At 53.6% G+C, this 17,066-nt stretch carries 15 protein-coding genes; 9 read left to right on the forward strand and 6 right to left on the reverse strand.

Annotated features, from left to right (window positions below; genetic code table 11):
- Positions 1 to 7 precede the first annotated feature (7 nt).
- A complete protein-coding gene (pncA, locus tag N1689_RS06515) occupies positions 8 to 616 on the forward strand; it encodes a bifunctional nicotinamidase/pyrazinamidase (RefSeq protein WP_161734016.1) in 609 nt (202 codons plus the stop codon).
- A gap of 30 nt (positions 617 to 646) precedes the next feature.
- Here pncA and N1689_RS06520 read toward each other — a convergent pair whose 3' ends face one another.
- Entirely contained in the window at positions 647 to 928 is a 282-nt protein-coding gene (locus N1689_RS06520) for a YeaC family protein (protein ID WP_013358061.1), read from the reverse strand.
- 4 nt (positions 929 to 932) lie between these two features.
- Positions 933 to 1,343 (reverse strand): peptide-methionine (R)-S-oxide reductase MsrB, encoded by a 411-nt coding sequence (msrB, locus tag N1689_RS06525; protein WP_222925402.1) that lies wholly within the window; start codon positions 1,341 to 1,343, stop codon positions 933 to 935.
- A 342-nt stretch (positions 1,344 to 1,685) separates the two neighbouring features.
- On the opposite strand from msrB, the gene gapA reads away from it, so the two are divergent.
- Together gapA and N1689_RS06535 are read left to right on the forward strand one after the other, a co-directional pair.
- On the forward strand, positions 1,686 to 2,684 hold the full coding sequence (gene gapA, locus N1689_RS06530) for a glyceraldehyde-3-phosphate dehydrogenase (protein ID WP_013358063.1): 999 nt from the start codon (positions 1,686 to 1,688) through the stop codon (positions 2,682 to 2,684).
- A 74-nt stretch (positions 2,685 to 2,758) separates the two neighbouring features.
- A complete protein-coding gene (locus N1689_RS06535; RefSeq protein ID WP_260058314.1) occupies positions 2,759 to 3,658 on the forward strand; it encodes a D-hexose-6-phosphate mutarotase in 900 nt (299 codons plus the stop codon).
- Here N1689_RS06535 and N1689_RS06540 read toward each other — a convergent pair.
- Together N1689_RS06540 and N1689_RS06545 are read right to left on the reverse strand one after the other, a co-directional pair.
- Entirely contained in the window at positions 3,655 to 4,506 is an 852-nt protein-coding gene (locus N1689_RS06540; RefSeq protein ID WP_222925400.1) for an aldo/keto reductase, read from the reverse strand. The genes N1689_RS06535 and N1689_RS06540 overlap by 4 nt on opposite strands.
- A 72-nt stretch (positions 4,507 to 4,578) precedes the next feature.
- Positions 4,579 to 5,328, reverse strand: coding sequence for a MipA/OmpV family protein (locus tag N1689_RS06545; RefSeq protein ID WP_222925399.1), 750 nt, complete (start codon positions 5,326 to 5,328; stop codon positions 4,579 to 4,581).
- A 420-nt stretch (positions 5,329 to 5,748) separates the two neighbouring features.
- On the opposite strand from N1689_RS06545, the gene yeaG reads away from it, so the two are divergent.
- The 6 genes from yeaG to N1689_RS06575 all read left to right on the forward strand — a co-directional run bounded on the left by yeaG (position 5,749) and on the right by N1689_RS06575 (position 14,499).
- Positions 5,749 to 7,683, forward strand: coding sequence for a protein kinase YeaG (gene yeaG / locus N1689_RS06550; RefSeq protein ID WP_003852739.1), 1,935 nt, complete (start codon positions 5,749 to 5,751; stop codon positions 7,681 to 7,683).
- Positions 7,684 to 7,772: 89 nt separating this feature from the next.
- Positions 7,773 to 9,047 (forward strand): YeaH/YhbH family protein, encoded by a 1,275-nt coding sequence (locus tag N1689_RS06555; protein WP_095707105.1) that lies wholly within the window; start codon positions 7,773 to 7,775, stop codon positions 9,045 to 9,047.
- A 248-nt stretch (positions 9,048 to 9,295) separates the two neighbouring features.
- On the forward strand, positions 9,296 to 11,023 hold the full coding sequence (locus N1689_RS06560; protein ID WP_161734026.1) for a potassium/proton antiporter: 1,728 nt from the start codon (positions 9,296 to 9,298) through the stop codon (positions 11,021 to 11,023).
- 78 nt (positions 11,024 to 11,101) lie between these two features.
- The gene (locus N1689_RS06565) at positions 11,102 to 11,335 is read left to right on the forward strand and encodes a DUF1480 family protein (RefSeq protein WP_013358069.1); all 234 of its coding nucleotides are present in this window, start codon (positions 11,102 to 11,104) and stop codon (positions 11,333 to 11,335) included.
- Between the two features lie 376 nt (positions 11,336 to 11,711).
- Entirely contained in the window at positions 11,712 to 13,178 is a 1,467-nt protein-coding gene (gene wbaP / locus N1689_RS06570; RefSeq protein WP_161734028.1) for an undecaprenyl-phosphate galactose phosphotransferase WbaP, read from the forward strand.
- A gap of 127 nt (positions 13,179 to 13,305) precedes the next feature.
- On the forward strand, positions 13,306 to 14,499 hold the full coding sequence (locus N1689_RS06575; RefSeq protein WP_222925397.1) for a multidrug effflux MFS transporter: 1,194 nt from the start codon (positions 13,306 to 13,308) through the stop codon (positions 14,497 to 14,499).
- On the opposite strand, the gene dadX is transcribed toward N1689_RS06575, so the two are convergent.
- A complete protein-coding gene (dadX, locus tag N1689_RS06580) occupies positions 14,492 to 15,562 on the reverse strand; it encodes a catabolic alanine racemase DadX (RefSeq protein WP_260058315.1) in 1,071 nt (356 codons plus the stop codon). The genes N1689_RS06575 and dadX overlap by 8 nt on opposite strands.
- A 19-nt stretch (positions 15,563 to 15,581) precedes the next feature.
- Positions 15,582 to 16,883 carry a D-amino acid dehydrogenase gene (locus N1689_RS06585; RefSeq protein WP_013358073.1) on the reverse strand — a complete coding sequence of 434 codons (1,302 nt, stop codon included), beginning with the start codon at positions 16,881 to 16,883 and terminating at the stop codon, positions 15,582 to 15,584.
- Between the last annotated feature and the right edge of the window lie 183 nt (positions 16,884 to 17,066).

Genomic DNA, 17,066 nt, shown 5'->3' on the forward strand with positions numbered 1-17,066 from the left:
ACATGTAATGAAGCGGGCACTCATCATTATTGATATTCAGAACGATTTTTGCCCCGGCGGCCCGATGGCAGTCCATGAGGGCGACCACACGGTCGAGGTGGCTAATCGCTATGCGCGTTTGTTCCGTGAGAACGGTGAATGCGTGCTGGCCCTGCAGGACTGGCACCCGGCCGATCACGGCAGCTTTGCCTCGGTTTCCGGTGAGCCGGTCTACACGCTGGGCGAGTTAAATGGTCTGGCGCAAATCTGGTGGCCCGATCACGGCATTCAGGGCTCAGCAGGTGCGGATTTCCATCCCGGTCTGGATCGTTCACTGTTCGATGCGACGTTCCATAAAGGTGAAGATCAGGATGTCGACAGCTACAGCGCCTTTTTTGATAATGGCCACCGTCGTAAAACCGAGCTGGACAGCTGGCTGCGTGAGCGTGGCATCACCCATCTGGTGATGCTGGGGCTGGCGACAGATTACTGCGTGAAATATAGCGTGCTGGATGCGCTGGAATTGGGGTATCACGTCGAGGTGGTCAAAGAAGGTTGCCGCGGCGTTAATCTCAATCCTGAGGACAGTGAAATCGCCTTTGCTCAGATGACGGCGCAGGGCGCGATTCTGATTTAAAAAAGGAGCTGGCATGACGCCAGCTTTTTTTTAGTGCAGATGAATGCGGGTGACATCCGGATCGATGCCGAACGCTTCTTTCAGCTCTTTTTTCGACTTCATCACCATCTCGCCGCCCTTAGCGATGGTCATATGCTGCGGCGCATCGTTATGTCTTGCCTGCCACAACATCACCAGTTGCAGACAGTTGTCGCGCTGTTCCTGCGTCAGTGCCACGCCATCCGGCCATTTTCCAATCTCAACTGCTGTTGCCAGTCGTTCGTAGACTTCAGGTGTCATCGACGCAAGCATCGCTTCAAGTTGTTCCTTCATCGCCTTACCCTTTTGTCTGTTCGCCCTGCTCGTCGGTGAAATTCAGCGAGGCGGAGTTAACACAGTAGCGTTCACCGGTCGGTTGCGGGCCATCGGGGAAGACATGCCCCAGATGTGCATCGCAGCTGCCACAGCGGATCTCAACACGCTGCATGCCGTGTGAATTATCTTCGATGTAGCGAATTGCATCGTCACTGAACGGCTGATAGAAACTGGGCCAGCCGCAGCCAGAATCATATTTAGTTTCTGAGAGAAAAAGTGGCGCCTCACAGACCAGGCAGTGGTAAATCCCTTCCTGCTTGTTGTGCAGCAGTGCGCCGCTGTAAGGCGGTTCCGTTCCGCGTTGCTGTGTCACATAACGCTGCATTTCTGTCAGCTCGGCGATTTTTGCGTCGGGTGCGGTGTCTTTAGCCATTTTTAGGATTCCGGGGAAGTGCCATTCTGAAAAATTCGACTATTATTCTAACAAATGATCAACATTACCGGGTCTTTTTTTGTGCTCACCCTTTCAAGCCGTCCACTGCAAAGCGTAATTGTGACTTTGATCACCTTTTATCCCGGGCATCCCTATATATTCGGCGATTGGTTCGACGAAACGCGATATCATTGGCGGCGCGCAAGCGGTTGCGCATCGAATTATTCCTGTCAGGCGAATTGACCTGTCGCAACAATTGACACGATTCCGCTTGACGCCTGGTAAGGTTTTTGTAATTTTACAGGCAACCTTTTATTCACTAACCAATAGCTGGTGGAATATATGACTATCAAAGTAGGTATCAATGGTTTCGGCCGTATCGGTCGCATCGTTTTCCGTGCTGCTCAAAAGCGTTCTGACATCGAAATCGTTGCTATCAACGACCTGCTGGACGCGGATTACATGGCGTACATGCTGAAGTATGACTCTACGCACGGTCGTTTCGACGGCACCGTAGAAGTTCAGGATGGCGCACTGGTGGTTAACGGTAAAAAAATCCGTGTTACTGCTGAACGTGATCCAGCGAACCTGAAGTGGGATGAAGTGGGCGTTGACGTTGTTGCGGAAGCAACCGGTATCTTCCTGACCGACGAAACCGCGCGTAAACACATCACCGCAGGTGCTAAGAAAGTCGTTCTGACCGGTCCATCTAAAGATGACACCCCAATGTTTGTTCGTGGTGCAAACTTCGACAAATATGATGGCCAGGATATCGTTTCTAACGCCTCCTGTACCACCAACTGCCTGGCACCGCTGGCAAAAGTCATCAACGACAAGTTTGGTATCGTTGAAGGTCTGATGACCACTGTTCACGCTACCACTGCTACCCAGAAAACCGTTGATGGCCCGTCTCACAAAGACTGGCGCGGCGGCCGTGGCGCATCGCAGAACATCATTCCTTCATCAACTGGCGCAGCAAAAGCCGTTGGTAAAGTTCTGCCAGAGCTGAACGGCAAACTGACCGGTATGGCATTCCGCGTACCTACCCCTAACGTTTCCGTTGTTGACCTGACCGTGCGTCTGGAAAAAGCGGCCTCTTACAAAGAAATCTGTGCTGCCATTAAAGCTGCTGCAGAAGGTGAGATGAAAGACGTTCTGGGCTACGTTGAAGATGACGTGGTTTCTACCGACTTCAACGGCGAAGTCCTGACTTCAGTGTTTGATGCTAAAGCGGGTATCGCGCTGAACGACAACTTTGTGAAACTGGTTTCCTGGTACGACAACGAAACTGGCTATTCAAACAAAGTTCTTGACCTGATTGCGCTGGTTTCTGCTAAATAAGGCAGACAGACATCATTAAGATTAAGGGCGACTTCGGTCGCCCTTTTTTTGATCCGCACAGGAAGGAATCGAACATGCAAGATAAACTGTTTTCTCTGCCCGTAGTCACGCAGATCTCCCCTTACCTTTCCCAGCGTCAGGTTGGCGAACTGCCGACGATTGTCATCAGTCACCCTAAGGTACGCGCAGCGATTACGCTGCAGGGCGCGCACCTGATCGCCTGGCAGCCGAGTGGCGAAAAGCCGGTACTCTGGCTGAGCGGCAAAAGTCTGTTTTCACCAGGCAAAGCGATTCGTGGCGGTGTACCGATCTGCTGGCCCTGGTTTGGTCCGGCAGGCGAACCGGCTCACGGTTTTGCCCGGATTCAGACATGGAAACTGACGGCGCATGATGAGAATGAAGATGGCGTGATGCTGACGCTGGTGCTGGAGAGCAACGCTCAGACGCTGAAACTGTGGCCACACGAATTTACCCTTATCGCCCGCTTCCGCCTGGGTCAGCATTGTGAGATTGAGCTGGAAGCTCATGGTGACTTTGAAGCCACGGCAGCGCTGCATAGCTACTTTACCGTCAGTGACATCAACGGGGTTGAGGTCTCCGGTCTGGGCAACCGCTATATCGACAAAGTCAATAATGGCGAGGTTGCCAGCAGTGATGGCAGACAGCGTTATCCGGGGCGCATCGACCGTATTTTTACTGCAGCAGAAGATTGCTCGGTCATCAATGATACGGCGGGTGAACGGCAGATTGAGGTTTATCACCATCATCATAGTGACGTTGTCACGTGGAATCCGGGTGTTGAACTCTCCTGCAGTATGTCGGACATGGCAAATGAAGGTTACAAGACGATGGTCTGCGTAGAGACGGCACGTATCAGCAAACCGTTACGCAGCGCAGGTGAAAAGCCAGCACGTCTGGCTACAACATTCCGCCTGAAGAAGAAAGCCGCAGCCAGCGACAGGGTCAACGGCTAAACGATATCCAGCGGTAATTTATGCTGTGGTGCTGGCCAGGCACGATCGATGAGCTGCAATTCTTCATCGGTCAGTTCCACCTCCAGTGCCGCAGCATTCTCATGAACATGAACCACAGAACTGGCTTTGGGAATGGCAATGATGCCAGACTGACGAATTACCCAGGCCAGCAGTAATTGCGCCACGCTGATGCCCTTCTGTTGTGCAATCTGATTCAGCACCACGTCGGTAAACAGCGCGTCCCGTAGCCGTCCAGCCTGTGCCAGCGGACAATAGGCCATCACCGGCACGCCACGCTGCTGACAGACGGGCAGCAGATCAAATTCAATACCGCGTGAAGCCAGATGGTAGAGTACCTGGTTGGTCGCACACTGTTCGCCTCCGGGTTCGTCCCACAGTTCGGCCATATCATCAGTATCAAAATTCGAGACGCCCCAGTGACGAATCTTGCCCTGCTGCTGCAGGCGCTCCATGGCGCGCAGAGTCTCTTCCAGCGGGATATTACCGCGCCAGTGCAGCAGGTAGAGATCAAGGTAATCGGTCTGCAGACGGCGCAGGCTGCGCTCACAGGCTTCAATGGCATCCACTTCGCCGGCATTCCACGGATAGACCTTCGACACCAGCAACGCTTTATCGCGACGCCCCTGCAGTGCCTGCCCGACCACCTCTTCAGCGCCGCCGTCTGCATACATTTCGGCGGTATCAATTAGCTGCAATCCACATTCAAGACCTGCCTGCAATGCCGCGACTTCACCGGCCCGCTGCGCCGGGTTTTCGCCCATATACCATGTGCCCTGCCCGATTAACGGCAGGTTATTGAAGCCAGCGAAGTTAATCGTGTTGTGCATTCTGCTCTCCCGCCTCATTCTGAGGCCCCATAAAAGAACAGAGGGCACTGGGTGCCCTCTTTCGGTGCGTTATCAGAAGGTGTAGCTGACACCTGTCCAGATCGTCGTCTGCCCGCTCTTATCAATCATTGGACTGTCTTTGATTTCGCTGTCAAAGCGGGTGTAACGTCCTACCACGCCAACATTCCACTGCGTTGCAATCTGATAGCTGGCACTCAGCTCAACATAAGGTGACCAGCTGTCGTCCGGATTGTAACGACTGATGCCGGTACGTGCGCTTTCATGCGCGGAAACACCGTAATAATAACGGTTTTGATTGGCGCTATTCCACATGGCACCGATGCCCGGCGTCAGGCTGAAGTCGCCCATCTGGATGGGGTAGAGGTAAGTCAGGTCCCAGATCATGCCGTTGCTGTTATTCAGCACGTCGCCCAGCAATGCCGTACGGACAACCCCCCAGTCGGCGGTGTGACGATAGGTTGCGCCACCCATTAGCGTCATGCGGCGCTTATCCAGCCCTTTCATATCGCCCAGATCGTTGTCGCTGGGTTTGTACTCCTGCGGTGAGCCCAGTAGCGTCAGAGAGAGCTGATTCTGAGGATCTTTCCACAGGTAGTAACCGCCCTGCAGGCTACGGAACCAGAAGTTTTCACCTTCATAATTGATAACCGGAACCGGAAGATAACGGTCCTGTCCGCCACGATAAGGTGAGTCGGCATAGATAACCGATGCCCCTACAGAAAGCGGAGCGGCACTGGCGTGCGCCGCCAGTAAACAACAGGGTAAAAGTGCAACAAGCGTCTTAAATTTGAATTGGTTCACAATTTATTCATTCCATAAATATAACAATCAAACAGGAAGTCTAACGTTTTTTTACGGCTGGATTAACTTATATCGAAATCCTTTAAGCAACCAACAGATGAATGTGGCACCAAAGGTTAAAAACACGTTAAGTTAAAGCATCACCCATACGAACTCATCTCTTAACTGATCCGAATTCGTCTTGATCTCCCCCTCATTCGCTCAAACCCGTGGAGGAAATTTCCTAGAAGCCATCTACAGTTAGAATTAACAGCAGAGATTTTGTACGAGCAGAGTAACCATAAAAGTTGTGTATCCCGATAAAAAAGATCAGGTTGGCATAAGGGTTGCTGTACTCAACAGAGAATATCTTCCGGGAGCTGCTACACGTCTTAAATTACGCTCCTTACCTGTGCTAAAAACGAAAGGACGGGCATCGCTATGAATATATTCGATCACTATCGTCAGCGTTATGAAGCTGCCAAGGACGAAGAGTTCACACTGCAGGAATTTCTTGCTATCTGTAAGCAGGATCGCAGTGCATACGCCAACGCTGCAGAGCGACTGTTAATGGCCATCGGAGAGCCAGTAATGGTCGACACTGCTCAGGAGCCACGCCTTTCCAGAATATTCTCCAACCGTGTGATGGGACGCTATCCGGCGTTCGAGGAATTTTATGGCATGGAGGAAGCGATTGAACAGATCGTCTCCTATCTGAAACATGCCGCTCAGGGACTTGAGGAGAAGAAACAGATCCTCTATTTACTGGGTCCGGTCGGTGGTGGTAAATCTTCCCTGGCGGAACGGCTTAAGTCGCTGATGCAGCGGGTGCCCATCTATGTGCTGAGCGCTGACGGTGAACGCAGTCCGGTCAATGATCATCCTCTCTGCCTGTTCAATCCGCAGGAAGACGCGCATATTCTCGAAAAAGAGTATGGCGTGCCGCGCCGTTACCTCGGCACCATCATGTCGCCGTGGGCCGCGAAACGCCTTCACGACTTTGGTGGCGATATTTCGCGGTTCAAAGTCGTAAAAGTCTGGCCGTCGATTCTGGAACAGCTGGCGATCGCCAAAACCGAGCCGGGTGATGAGAACAACCAGGATATCTCTGCTCTGGTGGGTAAAGTGGATATCCGTAAACTGGAAAACCACGCGCAAAACGATCCTGATGCCTACGGTTACTCTGGTGCACTCTGCCGCGCGAACCAGGGCATCATGGAGTTCGTGGAGATGTTTAAAGCGCCGATTAAGGTGCTGCACCCCCTCCTGACAGCAACGCAGGAAGGGAACTACAACGGCACCGAGGGGATTTCGGCGCTGCCGTTTAACGGCATTATTCTGGCGCACTCCAACGAATCAGAGTGGGTGACGTTCCGTAACAACAAGAATAATGAGGCGTTCCTTGACCGCGTTTATATCGTCAAGGTGCCCTACTGCCTGCGGGTTTCTGAAGAGATCAAAATTTACGACAAACTGCTTAATCATAGTGAGCTGGCAACCTCGCCCTGCGCACCGGGTACGCTGGAAACGCTGGCACGCTTCTCTATCCTGTCACGTCTCAAGGATCCGGAGAACTCCAGTATCTACTCTAAAATGCGGGTCTATGACGGCGAAAGCCTGAAAGATACCGACCCTAAAGCGAAGTCATGGCAGGAATATCACGACTACGCCGGTGTGGATGAAGGTATGAACGGTCTTTCAACCCGCTTTGCCTTTAAGATCCTGTCGCGGGTATTTAACTTCGATCACGCCGAAGTAGCGGCTAACCCGGTGCATCTGTTCTACGTGCTTGAGCAGCAAATCGAACGTGAGCAGTTCCCGCAGGATCAGGCTGAGAAATACCTTGAGCACCTTAAAGGTTATCTGATTCCCAAATATGCTGAGTTTATTGGCAAAGAGATTCAGACCGCCTATCTGGAATCCTACTCTGAATATGGTCAGAACATTTTTGATCGCTATGTGACCTATGCCGACTTCTGGATTCAGGATCAGGAGTATCGCGATCCCGATACCGGACAGTTGTTTGACCGTGAATCGCTCAACGCGGAGCTTGAGAAGATCGAGAAGCCTGCTGGTATCAGTAATCCGAAAGATTTTCGTAACGAGATCGTCAACTTCGTGCTGCGCGCCAGGGCACACAATAACGGTCGCAATCCAAACTGGACCAGTTACGAGAAATTGCGCACCGTGATTGAGAAAAAAATGTTCTCAAATACGGAAGAGTTGCTGCCGGTCATCTCGTTTAACACCAAGACCTCTACCGATGAGCAGAAAAAGCATGATGATTTTGTCGATCGCATGATGGAAAAAGGCTATACCCGCAAACAGGTTCGCCTGCTGTGCGAATGGTATCTGCGTGTGCGTAAATCGTCCTGATAAGAGTCTGTAAGCTTGCCGGTAAGTGATACCGGTCTGACAGGGTCGGGTTCGCCCGGCCTGCTTACAATGTAGTTTGGGGGAATACCATGGCCTATTTCATCGATCGCCGGCTTAACGGCAAAAACAAGAGCGCGGTTAACCGCCAGCGCTTCTTGCGCCGTTATAAGTCGCAAATTAAGCAGTCGATCTCCGAGGCCATCAATAAACGCTCGGTGACCGACGTAAGCAGCGGTGAGTCCGTCTCTATCCCGATTGACGATATTAATGAGCCCATTTTCCATCAGGGCCGCGGCGGTAACCGCCATCGGGTCCATCCGGGCAACGACCATTTTGTTCAGAATGACCGCGTTGAGCGTCCGCAGGGTAGCGGTGGTGGCGGCAGTGGTCAGGGCAATGCCAGTCAGGATGGTGAAGGTCAGGATGAGTTTGTCTTTCAGATATCGAAAGATGAGTATCTTGACCTGCTGTTTGAAGATCTCGCCCTGCCTAACCTGCGTCGCAACCAGCATCGTCAGCTTAATGAGTATAAGACCCACCGGGCCGGTTTCACCTCTAATGGCGTGCCAGCCAATATCAGCGTTGTGCGCTCACTGCAGAACTCACTGGCGCGTCGTACGGCGATGACGGCAGGTAAACGCCGCATGCTGCACGAACTGGAAGAGACGCTGCAGGAAGTTGAGAATGCTGAACCGGCACAACTGCTGGAGGAGGAACGGCTGCGTAGAGAGATTGCCGAGTTACGGGCGCGCATTGAACGGGTGCCCTTTATCGACACCTTCGATCTGCGCTACAAAAACTTTGAGAAGCGACCGGAGCCCTCCAGCCAGGCGGTGATGTTCTGTCTGATGGATGTCTCCGGTTCGATGGACCAGGCGACTAAGGACATGGCAAAACGCTTCTATATCCTGCTCTACCTGTTCCTGAGCCGCACCTACAAGAATGTCGATGTGGTTTATATCCGCCATCATACGCAGGCTAAAGAAGTGGATGAACAGGAGTTCTTCTACTCTCAGGAGACCGGCGGCACCATCGTTTCCAGTGCGCTGAAACTGATGGATGAGGTAGTAAAAGAGCGTTATGACCCGGCGCAATGGAATATCTATGCAGCTCAGGCCTCCGATGGTGATAACTGGGCCGACGATTCGCCGCTCTGTCATGAGATTCTGGCGAAGCACATTCTGCCGGTCGTGCGTTACTACAGTTATATCGAGATCACCCGCCGGGCGCATCAGACCCTATGGCGCGAGTATGAGCATCTGCAGGCGACGTTTGATAACTTTGCCATTGAACATATTCGTGAGCCGGAAGATATCTATCCGGTATTCCGATCGCTGTTCCATAAACAGGCAACGGAAGCCTGATGCACTAAGCCGGTTAATCACCGGCTTTTTTTATCTGCCGAATAACATGCTAAAACAGTCTGTTTTCTCCCGCTTGCCTGCCAACCCCCTCATTCTTCACATTAATCTGATTCCATATGCTGTTAAGCAATTCGTATAATACGCATTTTCACAATGACAACTCCTTGATAAAACATTATCTTTCAGAGATAGCATGGATATTTGTCACCCCTTGCTGCATCGCACTGTCATATCTCAGGAGACCGGGTTTGAACCACACTATTGTCTACAGTCTGTTTATCATTGGTTCCGTGCTGGTCGCATCGAGTATTCTGCTCAGCTCTTTCTCGTCCCGGCTGGGCATTCCTATTCTGGTTATCTTCCTTGCACTGGGTATGCTGACCGGTATTGATGGTATCGGCGGCATCGCCTTTGATAACTATCCCGCGGCGTATCTGATTTCAAACCTGGCACTGGCGATCATCCTGCTGGATGGTGGCATGCGAACCAAAGCCAGCTCGTTTAAAGTCGCGCTGGGGCCTGCGCTGTCGCTGGCCACTGTCGGGGTAATGATCACCGCAGGTCTGACCGGCGTGGTGGCCGCCTGGCTATTTAACCTGGACATGATGCAGGGCTTCCTGATTGGCGCCATTATCGGATCCACAGATGCCGCCGCCGTCTTCTCCCTGCTGGGTGACAAAGGCCTGAATGAGCGCGTCAGCTCTACGCTGGAGATTGAGTCGGGCAGTAACGACCCAATGGCGGTGTTTCTGACCATCACCCTGATAGAGATGATTGAACAGGGCCGCAGCGGCCTTGACTGGATGTTCCTGGTGCATCTGGTGCAGCAGTTCGGTCTGGGTATCGTGTTGGGCCTGGGTGGTGGCTGGGCGCTGCAGCAGTTGATTAACCGGATCAGTCTGGCCCCAGGGCTTTATCCGCTACTGGCGTTGAGTGGCGGCATTCTGGTGTTTGCCCTCACCACCGTGTTAGAGGGCAGCGGCATCCTGGCGGTCTATCTGTGCGGCTTCTTACTGGGCAACCGCCCGATTCGTAACCGTCACGGCATTCTGCAGACCTTTGATGGGATGGCCTGGCTGAGCCAGATTGGCATGTTTATTGTGCTGGGTCTGCTGGTGACGCCGTCTGATTTATGGCATATCGCGGTACCCGCGATGATCCTCTCCCTGTGGCTGATTCTGGTGGCGCGTCCGCTGTCGGTGTTTATTGGCCTGTTGCCATTCCGCAACTTCACCACCCGCGAGCGGGTCTTTATCAGCTGGGTCGGCTTACGCGGTGCGGTGCCGATTATCCTCGCAGTCTTCCCGATGATGGCCGGCTTAGAGAACGCCTCGCTCTATTTCAATATCGCCTTCTTTGTGGTGCTGGTCTCCCTGATGTTGCAGGGTACCTCGCTGGGCTTTGCGGCGAAAAAAGCCAAAGTAGTGGTGCCGCCGACCGCCTCGCCGATCAGCCGTATCGGTCTGGACATTCACCCGGAAAACCCGTGGGAGCAGTTTGTCTATCAGCTCAGCGCCGACAAGTGGTGCGTCGGTGCCGCGCTGCGTGACCTAAAGATGCCGCGCGAGACCCGCATCGCTGCCCTGTTCCGTGACAATGTACTGATGCACCCCAACGGCGGCACACGGCTGAAAGAGAACGACGTCATCTGCGTGATTGGCCGTGAGCGCGATCTTCCGGCGCTGGGCAAAATGTTTAGCCAGTCGCCGCCGGTTTCGCTCGACCAGCGCTTCTTTGGTGACTTTATTCTGGATGCAGAGGCCCGCCTGCGCGACGTTGCGCAGATTTACGGACTCGAGCTTGATGAGCGCACCAACGATCAGCAGTCGCTGGGGCAACTGGTGCTGGCGATGCTGGGTGGCTCGCCAGTCGTCGGCGATCAGGTGGAGTGGAATCAGCTGACCTGGACCGTCGCGGAGAAAGAGGATAACCGCATCGTTAAGATTGGTGTCCGTCCGGCTGAAGAGAAGGAATAATCCTAATCATTCAGCCACGTTATTTTCTCTCAGTGCGCTAAGCTTAACAGTCAATGCCAGTTAAAACGGGAGAAATGAATGGGACACGTGGTTAAAATTGGTCGTTATGAGATTGTAGATGCCGATCTTGACAGTGAGAACGCCGACACCGTCAGTATCCCCTGTCACACCAATCCCGGCTTAATTACCCAACTCGATGGCTGGGATCGTGATACCAGCGTACCGGCCTGGATTGACGGGGAGCCAGTGAATCTGCAGATTGGCCACTACGATAAACAGCAGGACCGCTGGATTTTAAAGAAACCTGCCTGAGTCACTATCACTACCGCCAGTCATATGATTTGGCGGTAATTCCTAAAAAGTGTCTTAAACAGTTTGGTTATAACTGACCTCTTCCTTATTTTATTAAACAAAAACATGTAGTTATAGATTTAAAACTTTAATCACTTTTGATGTTTTCAGATTTTTTCCGTATTAACTCTGTCAAATAACTCCTGCATACTCATTCTCAATGCTGCAACATTTCGTGATTACCATCACGCTTTAATCGTTACCTTTTTTGCAGCTGCACTGGCTGTACTGACTGCAACAGACTGAAAATTATTTTTTAATTTTTCAGAGGCCCACTCCTGAGCGCGTATTTGATTCTGATCAGGCCATCTTTTACTTGAGAAAGAGAGCAGGTTTTATGGCAAGTACATTGATAATGAATAGCCCGAGCCGCTCGTGGAGCGGAACGCGTAAAAATATCATCGTGAAATTCGCCCTGAGTTTTTCCGATCTGATTGCACTCAACCTGGCGCTGTTTTTATCTGCCGCGACGATACAGGGTATTTGGGGCGAGCTGGATACCTTTATTCCACCGCATCAGATTGAATATCGTTTTGTGGCTCAGTTTATTATGTCAGTCATGTGTACCGGCTGGTTTTGGGTACGTCTGCGCCATTACACCTATCGCAAACCCTTCTGGTTTGAACTGAAAGAGATCGTTAAAACATTATTTGTTTTCTCGCTGCTTGACCTGGCGCTTATCGCCTTCTCTAAATGGGACTTCTCCCGCATGGTGTGGGTCTTCAGCTGGACATATGCCCTGCTGCTGCTGCCGCTGATGCGTGCTCTGGTTAAACGTGCCATTAACAAGGCGGGCCAGTGGCAGAAAGAAACCATCATTATCGGTTCCGGCCGCAACGCCACTGAAGCGTATGCGGCGCTGCAGAGTGAAGAGATCCTGGGCTACAACGTGCAGGCCTTTATCTCGGTGGATGAGGTTCCTGCTCAGCAGAGCGTGAATGGTGTGCCAGTGATCACCTGGAAAGACATTAACTGGCAGACCATTGACCGTGACAATGTGCAGTTTATTGTTGCCATGGAGTATGAGCAGCAGCCGATGCGCGATCGCTGGCTGAAATTCCTGTCGAAGATGAACTGCCGGTCCGTCTCGGTGATCCCGACGCTGCGCGGCGTGCCGCTTTACGGCACCGACATGTCCTTTATCTTCAGTCATGAAGTGATGATCCTGCGAGTCAGCAATAACCTGGCGAAGCACTCTTCACGTTTCATGAAGCGTGCCTTTGATATCGTCGTAGCGTCGATGCTGCTGCTGTTCCTTGGCCCAATCTTCGCCCTGCTCTGCTATATGGTGAAACGTGACGGCGGCAATGCAATTTATGGTCACGAACGTGTGGGCCAGAATGGCAAAAAATTCAAATGTCTGAAATTCCGTTCCATGGTGACCAATTCCAAAGAGGTGCTGGAGAAATTGCTGGCGACCAGTGAAGAGGCACGGATGGAGTGGGACAAAGATTTCAAACTGAAGAATGACCCGCGCGTAACCCGGATTGGCAGCTTCCTGCGTAAAACCAGCCTCGACGAATTGCCGCAGCTCTGGAACGTGATTCGCGGTGAGATGAGTCTGGTCGGCCCGCGTCCGGTCATCGAAGCTGAACTGGAGCGTTATGCCGGTGACGTCGACTACTACCTGATGGCCAAGCCAGGCATGACCGGCCTCTGGCAGGTCAGCGGACGTAACGATATCGACTATGATACCCGCGTCTATTTTGACTCCTGGTATGTCAAAAACTGGGCGCTCTGGACCGATATCGCGATCCTGTTCAAAACCGCAGGCGTGGTGCTACGCCGCGACGGTGCTTACTAAGCAAGACCCTGCGATGCCTGTTTACAGCAGGCATCGCACTTTCCGCACGACTTCCTCTATCTTTTTTGCCTCTGAATCATTACCCTCTGCGCTCGTTTTTTAACAGAACGTTTACCCTCTGGTTGTTATGCAAAAATTTACTCTGCTGTTATTAAGCCTGGTGCTGCTGGCACCTTTAGGCATCGATCTCTATTTGCCCACGCTGCCGCAAATCGCTGAAGGGCTGGATACGCCGGTCTCACTGGTACAGACCACCATTCCTCTGTTTCTGCTGGTGATGGGACTGGGCCAGCTGGTGACCGGTCCGCTGGTGGACAACTATGGCCGTAAGCCGATTGCCCTGCTGGGGCTGGGCCTTTACATCACCGGCAGCGCCATCGCCGCTACCGCCACCTCATTTCCGCTATTCGTCCTTGCCCGTCTGGTGCAGGGCTGTGGCGTCTGCTGCAGCGCGGTAGTCGCCTTTAGCGGCGTCCGCGACCGCCTCAGCGGTGATGATGCCGCCCGCGCCTATGGTTTTCTGAACGGTGCACTGAACATCGTTCCAGCCCTGGCACCGCTGCTGGGCGGACTCCTGGCCAGCGCCTTCGACTGGCGCGCACCCTTCTGGTTCCTCTGCGCCTACGGCGTGCTGATTACGCTGCTGGTGATTATATGGCTGCCAGAAACACGTCCGGCTGATACGCTGCGGGTAAAAGGATTACCGGTTAAACAGTACGCTGAAATTCTGCGTCAGCCGCGCTTCCTGGCCTTCGCCTTTGCCAATGCCGGTGCGCTGGGTATGGTGCTGACCTATGTGTCGCTGGCACCGCAGGTACTAATGACCGAAGGCGGGCTGACGCCGATCCAGTTCTCGTTTGCGTTCGGCGCTAACGGTTTCTGGATCATGTTTGTCAGTATGTTCGTGAATAAAGCGATTCGTAAAGCAGGTCGGCCGTTCTGCCTGGCAATGGGATTCTTCACCATGCTGCTGGGCGCGGTGCTGCTGGTGGCAGGGATGCAGATTTTCCCGGCGGAGATGCAGACGCACTGGGCGCTCTACATGTTCCCGGTCGCCGTGTCGGTGGCCGGACTGGCCTTTACGGTGGGACCGGCCACCAGCTATGCGCTGGAGCCCTATCAGCAACAGGCGGGCGTGGCGTCCGCCCTGCAGGGCTTTATTCAGATGGCCGGTGGTGCGGCAGGCAGCCTGGTGACCGTCGCGCTGCCGGTGGCGGAGAAGCTGTCGCTGAGTCTGATGATGCTGCTGGGTGCAGCGCTGGCCTTTATCGCCTGGCGCTGCAGCAGAAAGATGCGCGGCAGCCTGACGGCGCTTAAATAACCGTGACCGGGACGCGGGGTGCCAGCGCGCACATCAGTTCGTACCCTACCGTTCCGGCCGCTTTTGCCACCTGATCGATTTTCACCTGCTCACCCCACAGCTCAACAGAAGAACCGATGCCCGCCTGCGGACAGGGGGTTAAATCCACCGTGATCATATCCATGGAAACGGCGCCAACCACCTGCGTCATCACGCCATCGACGCAGACCGGCGTGCCCGTCGGGGCATGGCGCGGATAGCCATCGGCGTAACCACAGGCTACGACGCCAATCCGCTGCGACGTGCTGGCGTGATAACGGTAGCCGTAACCGACGCCATCGCCCGCCTGTAACTGCTGAACCGCAATAATCTCACTGCTCAGGGTCATCACTGGCTTCAGGCCACTGCCGGCAATGTCCTGCCAGTCACCGCTGGGCGACGCACCGTACAGAATAATACCGGGCCGGACCCAGTCAAAATGCGCTTCAGGATGCCATAAGGTGCAGGCGGAATTCGAGAGCGACCGCGGGCAGTTCAGCCCCTCCGCCGCCTGATCAACACGCTGCAGCGGTGCAATCAGGCCCTGCGGATTTTCGGCATCGGCAAAATGGGCCATCAGCGTCATCTCACCAACATTGCTCAGCGCCCGCAGCTTCAGCCAGGCGCCAGAAACCTGCTCCGGGCGAAAGCCCAGACGGTTCATGCCGCTGTTCATTTTGAGATAGATATCAATCGGCGCAGAAAGGCTCGCACTGGCTAGCGCCTTGATTTGCCAGTTACTGTGTATGCTGGTGGTCAGGCGATAGCGGTCAATCAGCTGCAGATCCTCTGGCTGGAAAAATCCCTCCAGCAGCAGAATCGGTTTTTTCCAGCCCTGCTCGCGCAGCAGAATGGCTTCTTCCATATTAAGCAGCGCAAAGCCGTCGGTGGCAGATAACGCTTCGCGTACACGATCAATGCCATGGCCATAAGCATTGGCTTTCACCACTGACCAGACGCGGGATACGGGCGCCGCCTGGCGAACAACAGTCAGGTTATGACGAAGCGCCTGTTGGTTAATGGTAGCGACAATCGGACGTGACATCCTCTCTCTCCCTGAATACTTAACGAGTTGCGTTGGCGTTACGCAGCGGCGATGAGGTCGCCGCGAAACCGGGTAAGTAGCGGAACACCGCTAAGTCATCCGCCGCAATGGCTGGCTTTTTACCGGAGATGAGATCGGCCAGCAACTGACCAGAACCACACGCCATCGTCCAGCCCAGCGTACCGTGACCGGTATTGAGATAAAGATTGGAGAGTGGCGTGGCACCGACAATCGGCGTACCGTCTGGCGTCATCGGACGCAGACCGGTCCAGAAACTCGCCTGCGCGAGATGACCGCCTTCAGGATAGAGATCACTGACCACCATCTCCAGCGTTTCCCGCCGCGCTTCGGTGAGTCTGGTGTTAAAACCAACAATTTCCGCCATCCCGCCGACGCGGATACGATCGTCAAACCGGGTCACCGCCACTTTGTAGGTTTCATCCAGAATCGTCGAAACCGGTGCAGCCTCAGGATTTTTAATCGGAATAGTGAGTGAGTAGCCTTTCAGCGGATAGACCGGAATATCAATGACGTTTTTCAGCAGTGCGGTCGAGTAGGAACCAAAGGCCACTACATAGCTGTCCGCCTTGATGATCTCCTCGCCGCACTTCACACCATAAATGCGATTGCCATCGCGCAGCAGGTGATCGACCGGGGTGTTAAAACGGAAAACCACGCCCGCCTCTTCGGCCATTTTTGCCAGTCGCTGCGTAAAGAGCTGGCAGTCACCGGTTTCATCGTTAGGCAGGCGCAGTCCACCAGTGAGTTTATGCTGGGTTGCCGCCAGCGCCGGTTCCACGCGAGACAGCTCATGCGCCTCCAGCAGCTCATAGGGCACGCCCGCGTCGCGGAGCACCGCAATATCTTTACTGGCGCTGTCGAACTGCTGCTGCGTGCGGAAAAGCTGCAATGTTCCGCCCTGACGACCCTCATAGGCGATGCCGGTCTCAGCGCGCAACGCTTTCAGACAGTCACGACTGTATTCGGCAATCCGCACCATGCGGCTTTTGTTCTGTTGATAATGGTTGATGTCGCAATTACGCAGCATGTGCCACATCCACTCCAGCTGAAAACTACTGCCATCCAGCCGGATAGCCAGCGGCGCATGACGCTGGAACATCCACTTCACTGCTTTCAGCGGCACGCCTGGTGCCGCCCAGGGCGCGGCATAACCTGGTGAGATCTGACCAGCATTTCCTGCGCTGGTCTCCATCGCCGCAGCAGGCTGACGATCAATGACCGTAACCTGATGTCCGGCACGCGCCAGATACCAGGCACTTGCCACGCCAACCACACCACTTCCAAGAATGACTACGTGCATAGCTCCCCCACCCGGCATGTAAAAGCATAATTCACTGTTCAGGAGATGATAGTCAGCGGATTTACACAGCGGACACCACCCCATAAATTCAGCATCTATTTCACATCTTTTTCACTTTTCAGGTAACTAAAATCTTGTCGCACAGCCAATTTCAGCGCTTTATGCGTCTTATTCCATAAACAC

Source organism: Pantoea sp. XY16, from assembly GCF_025153065.1.
Taxonomy (GTDB): domain Bacteria; phylum Pseudomonadota; class Gammaproteobacteria; order Enterobacterales; family Enterobacteriaceae; genus Pantoea; species Pantoea alfalfae.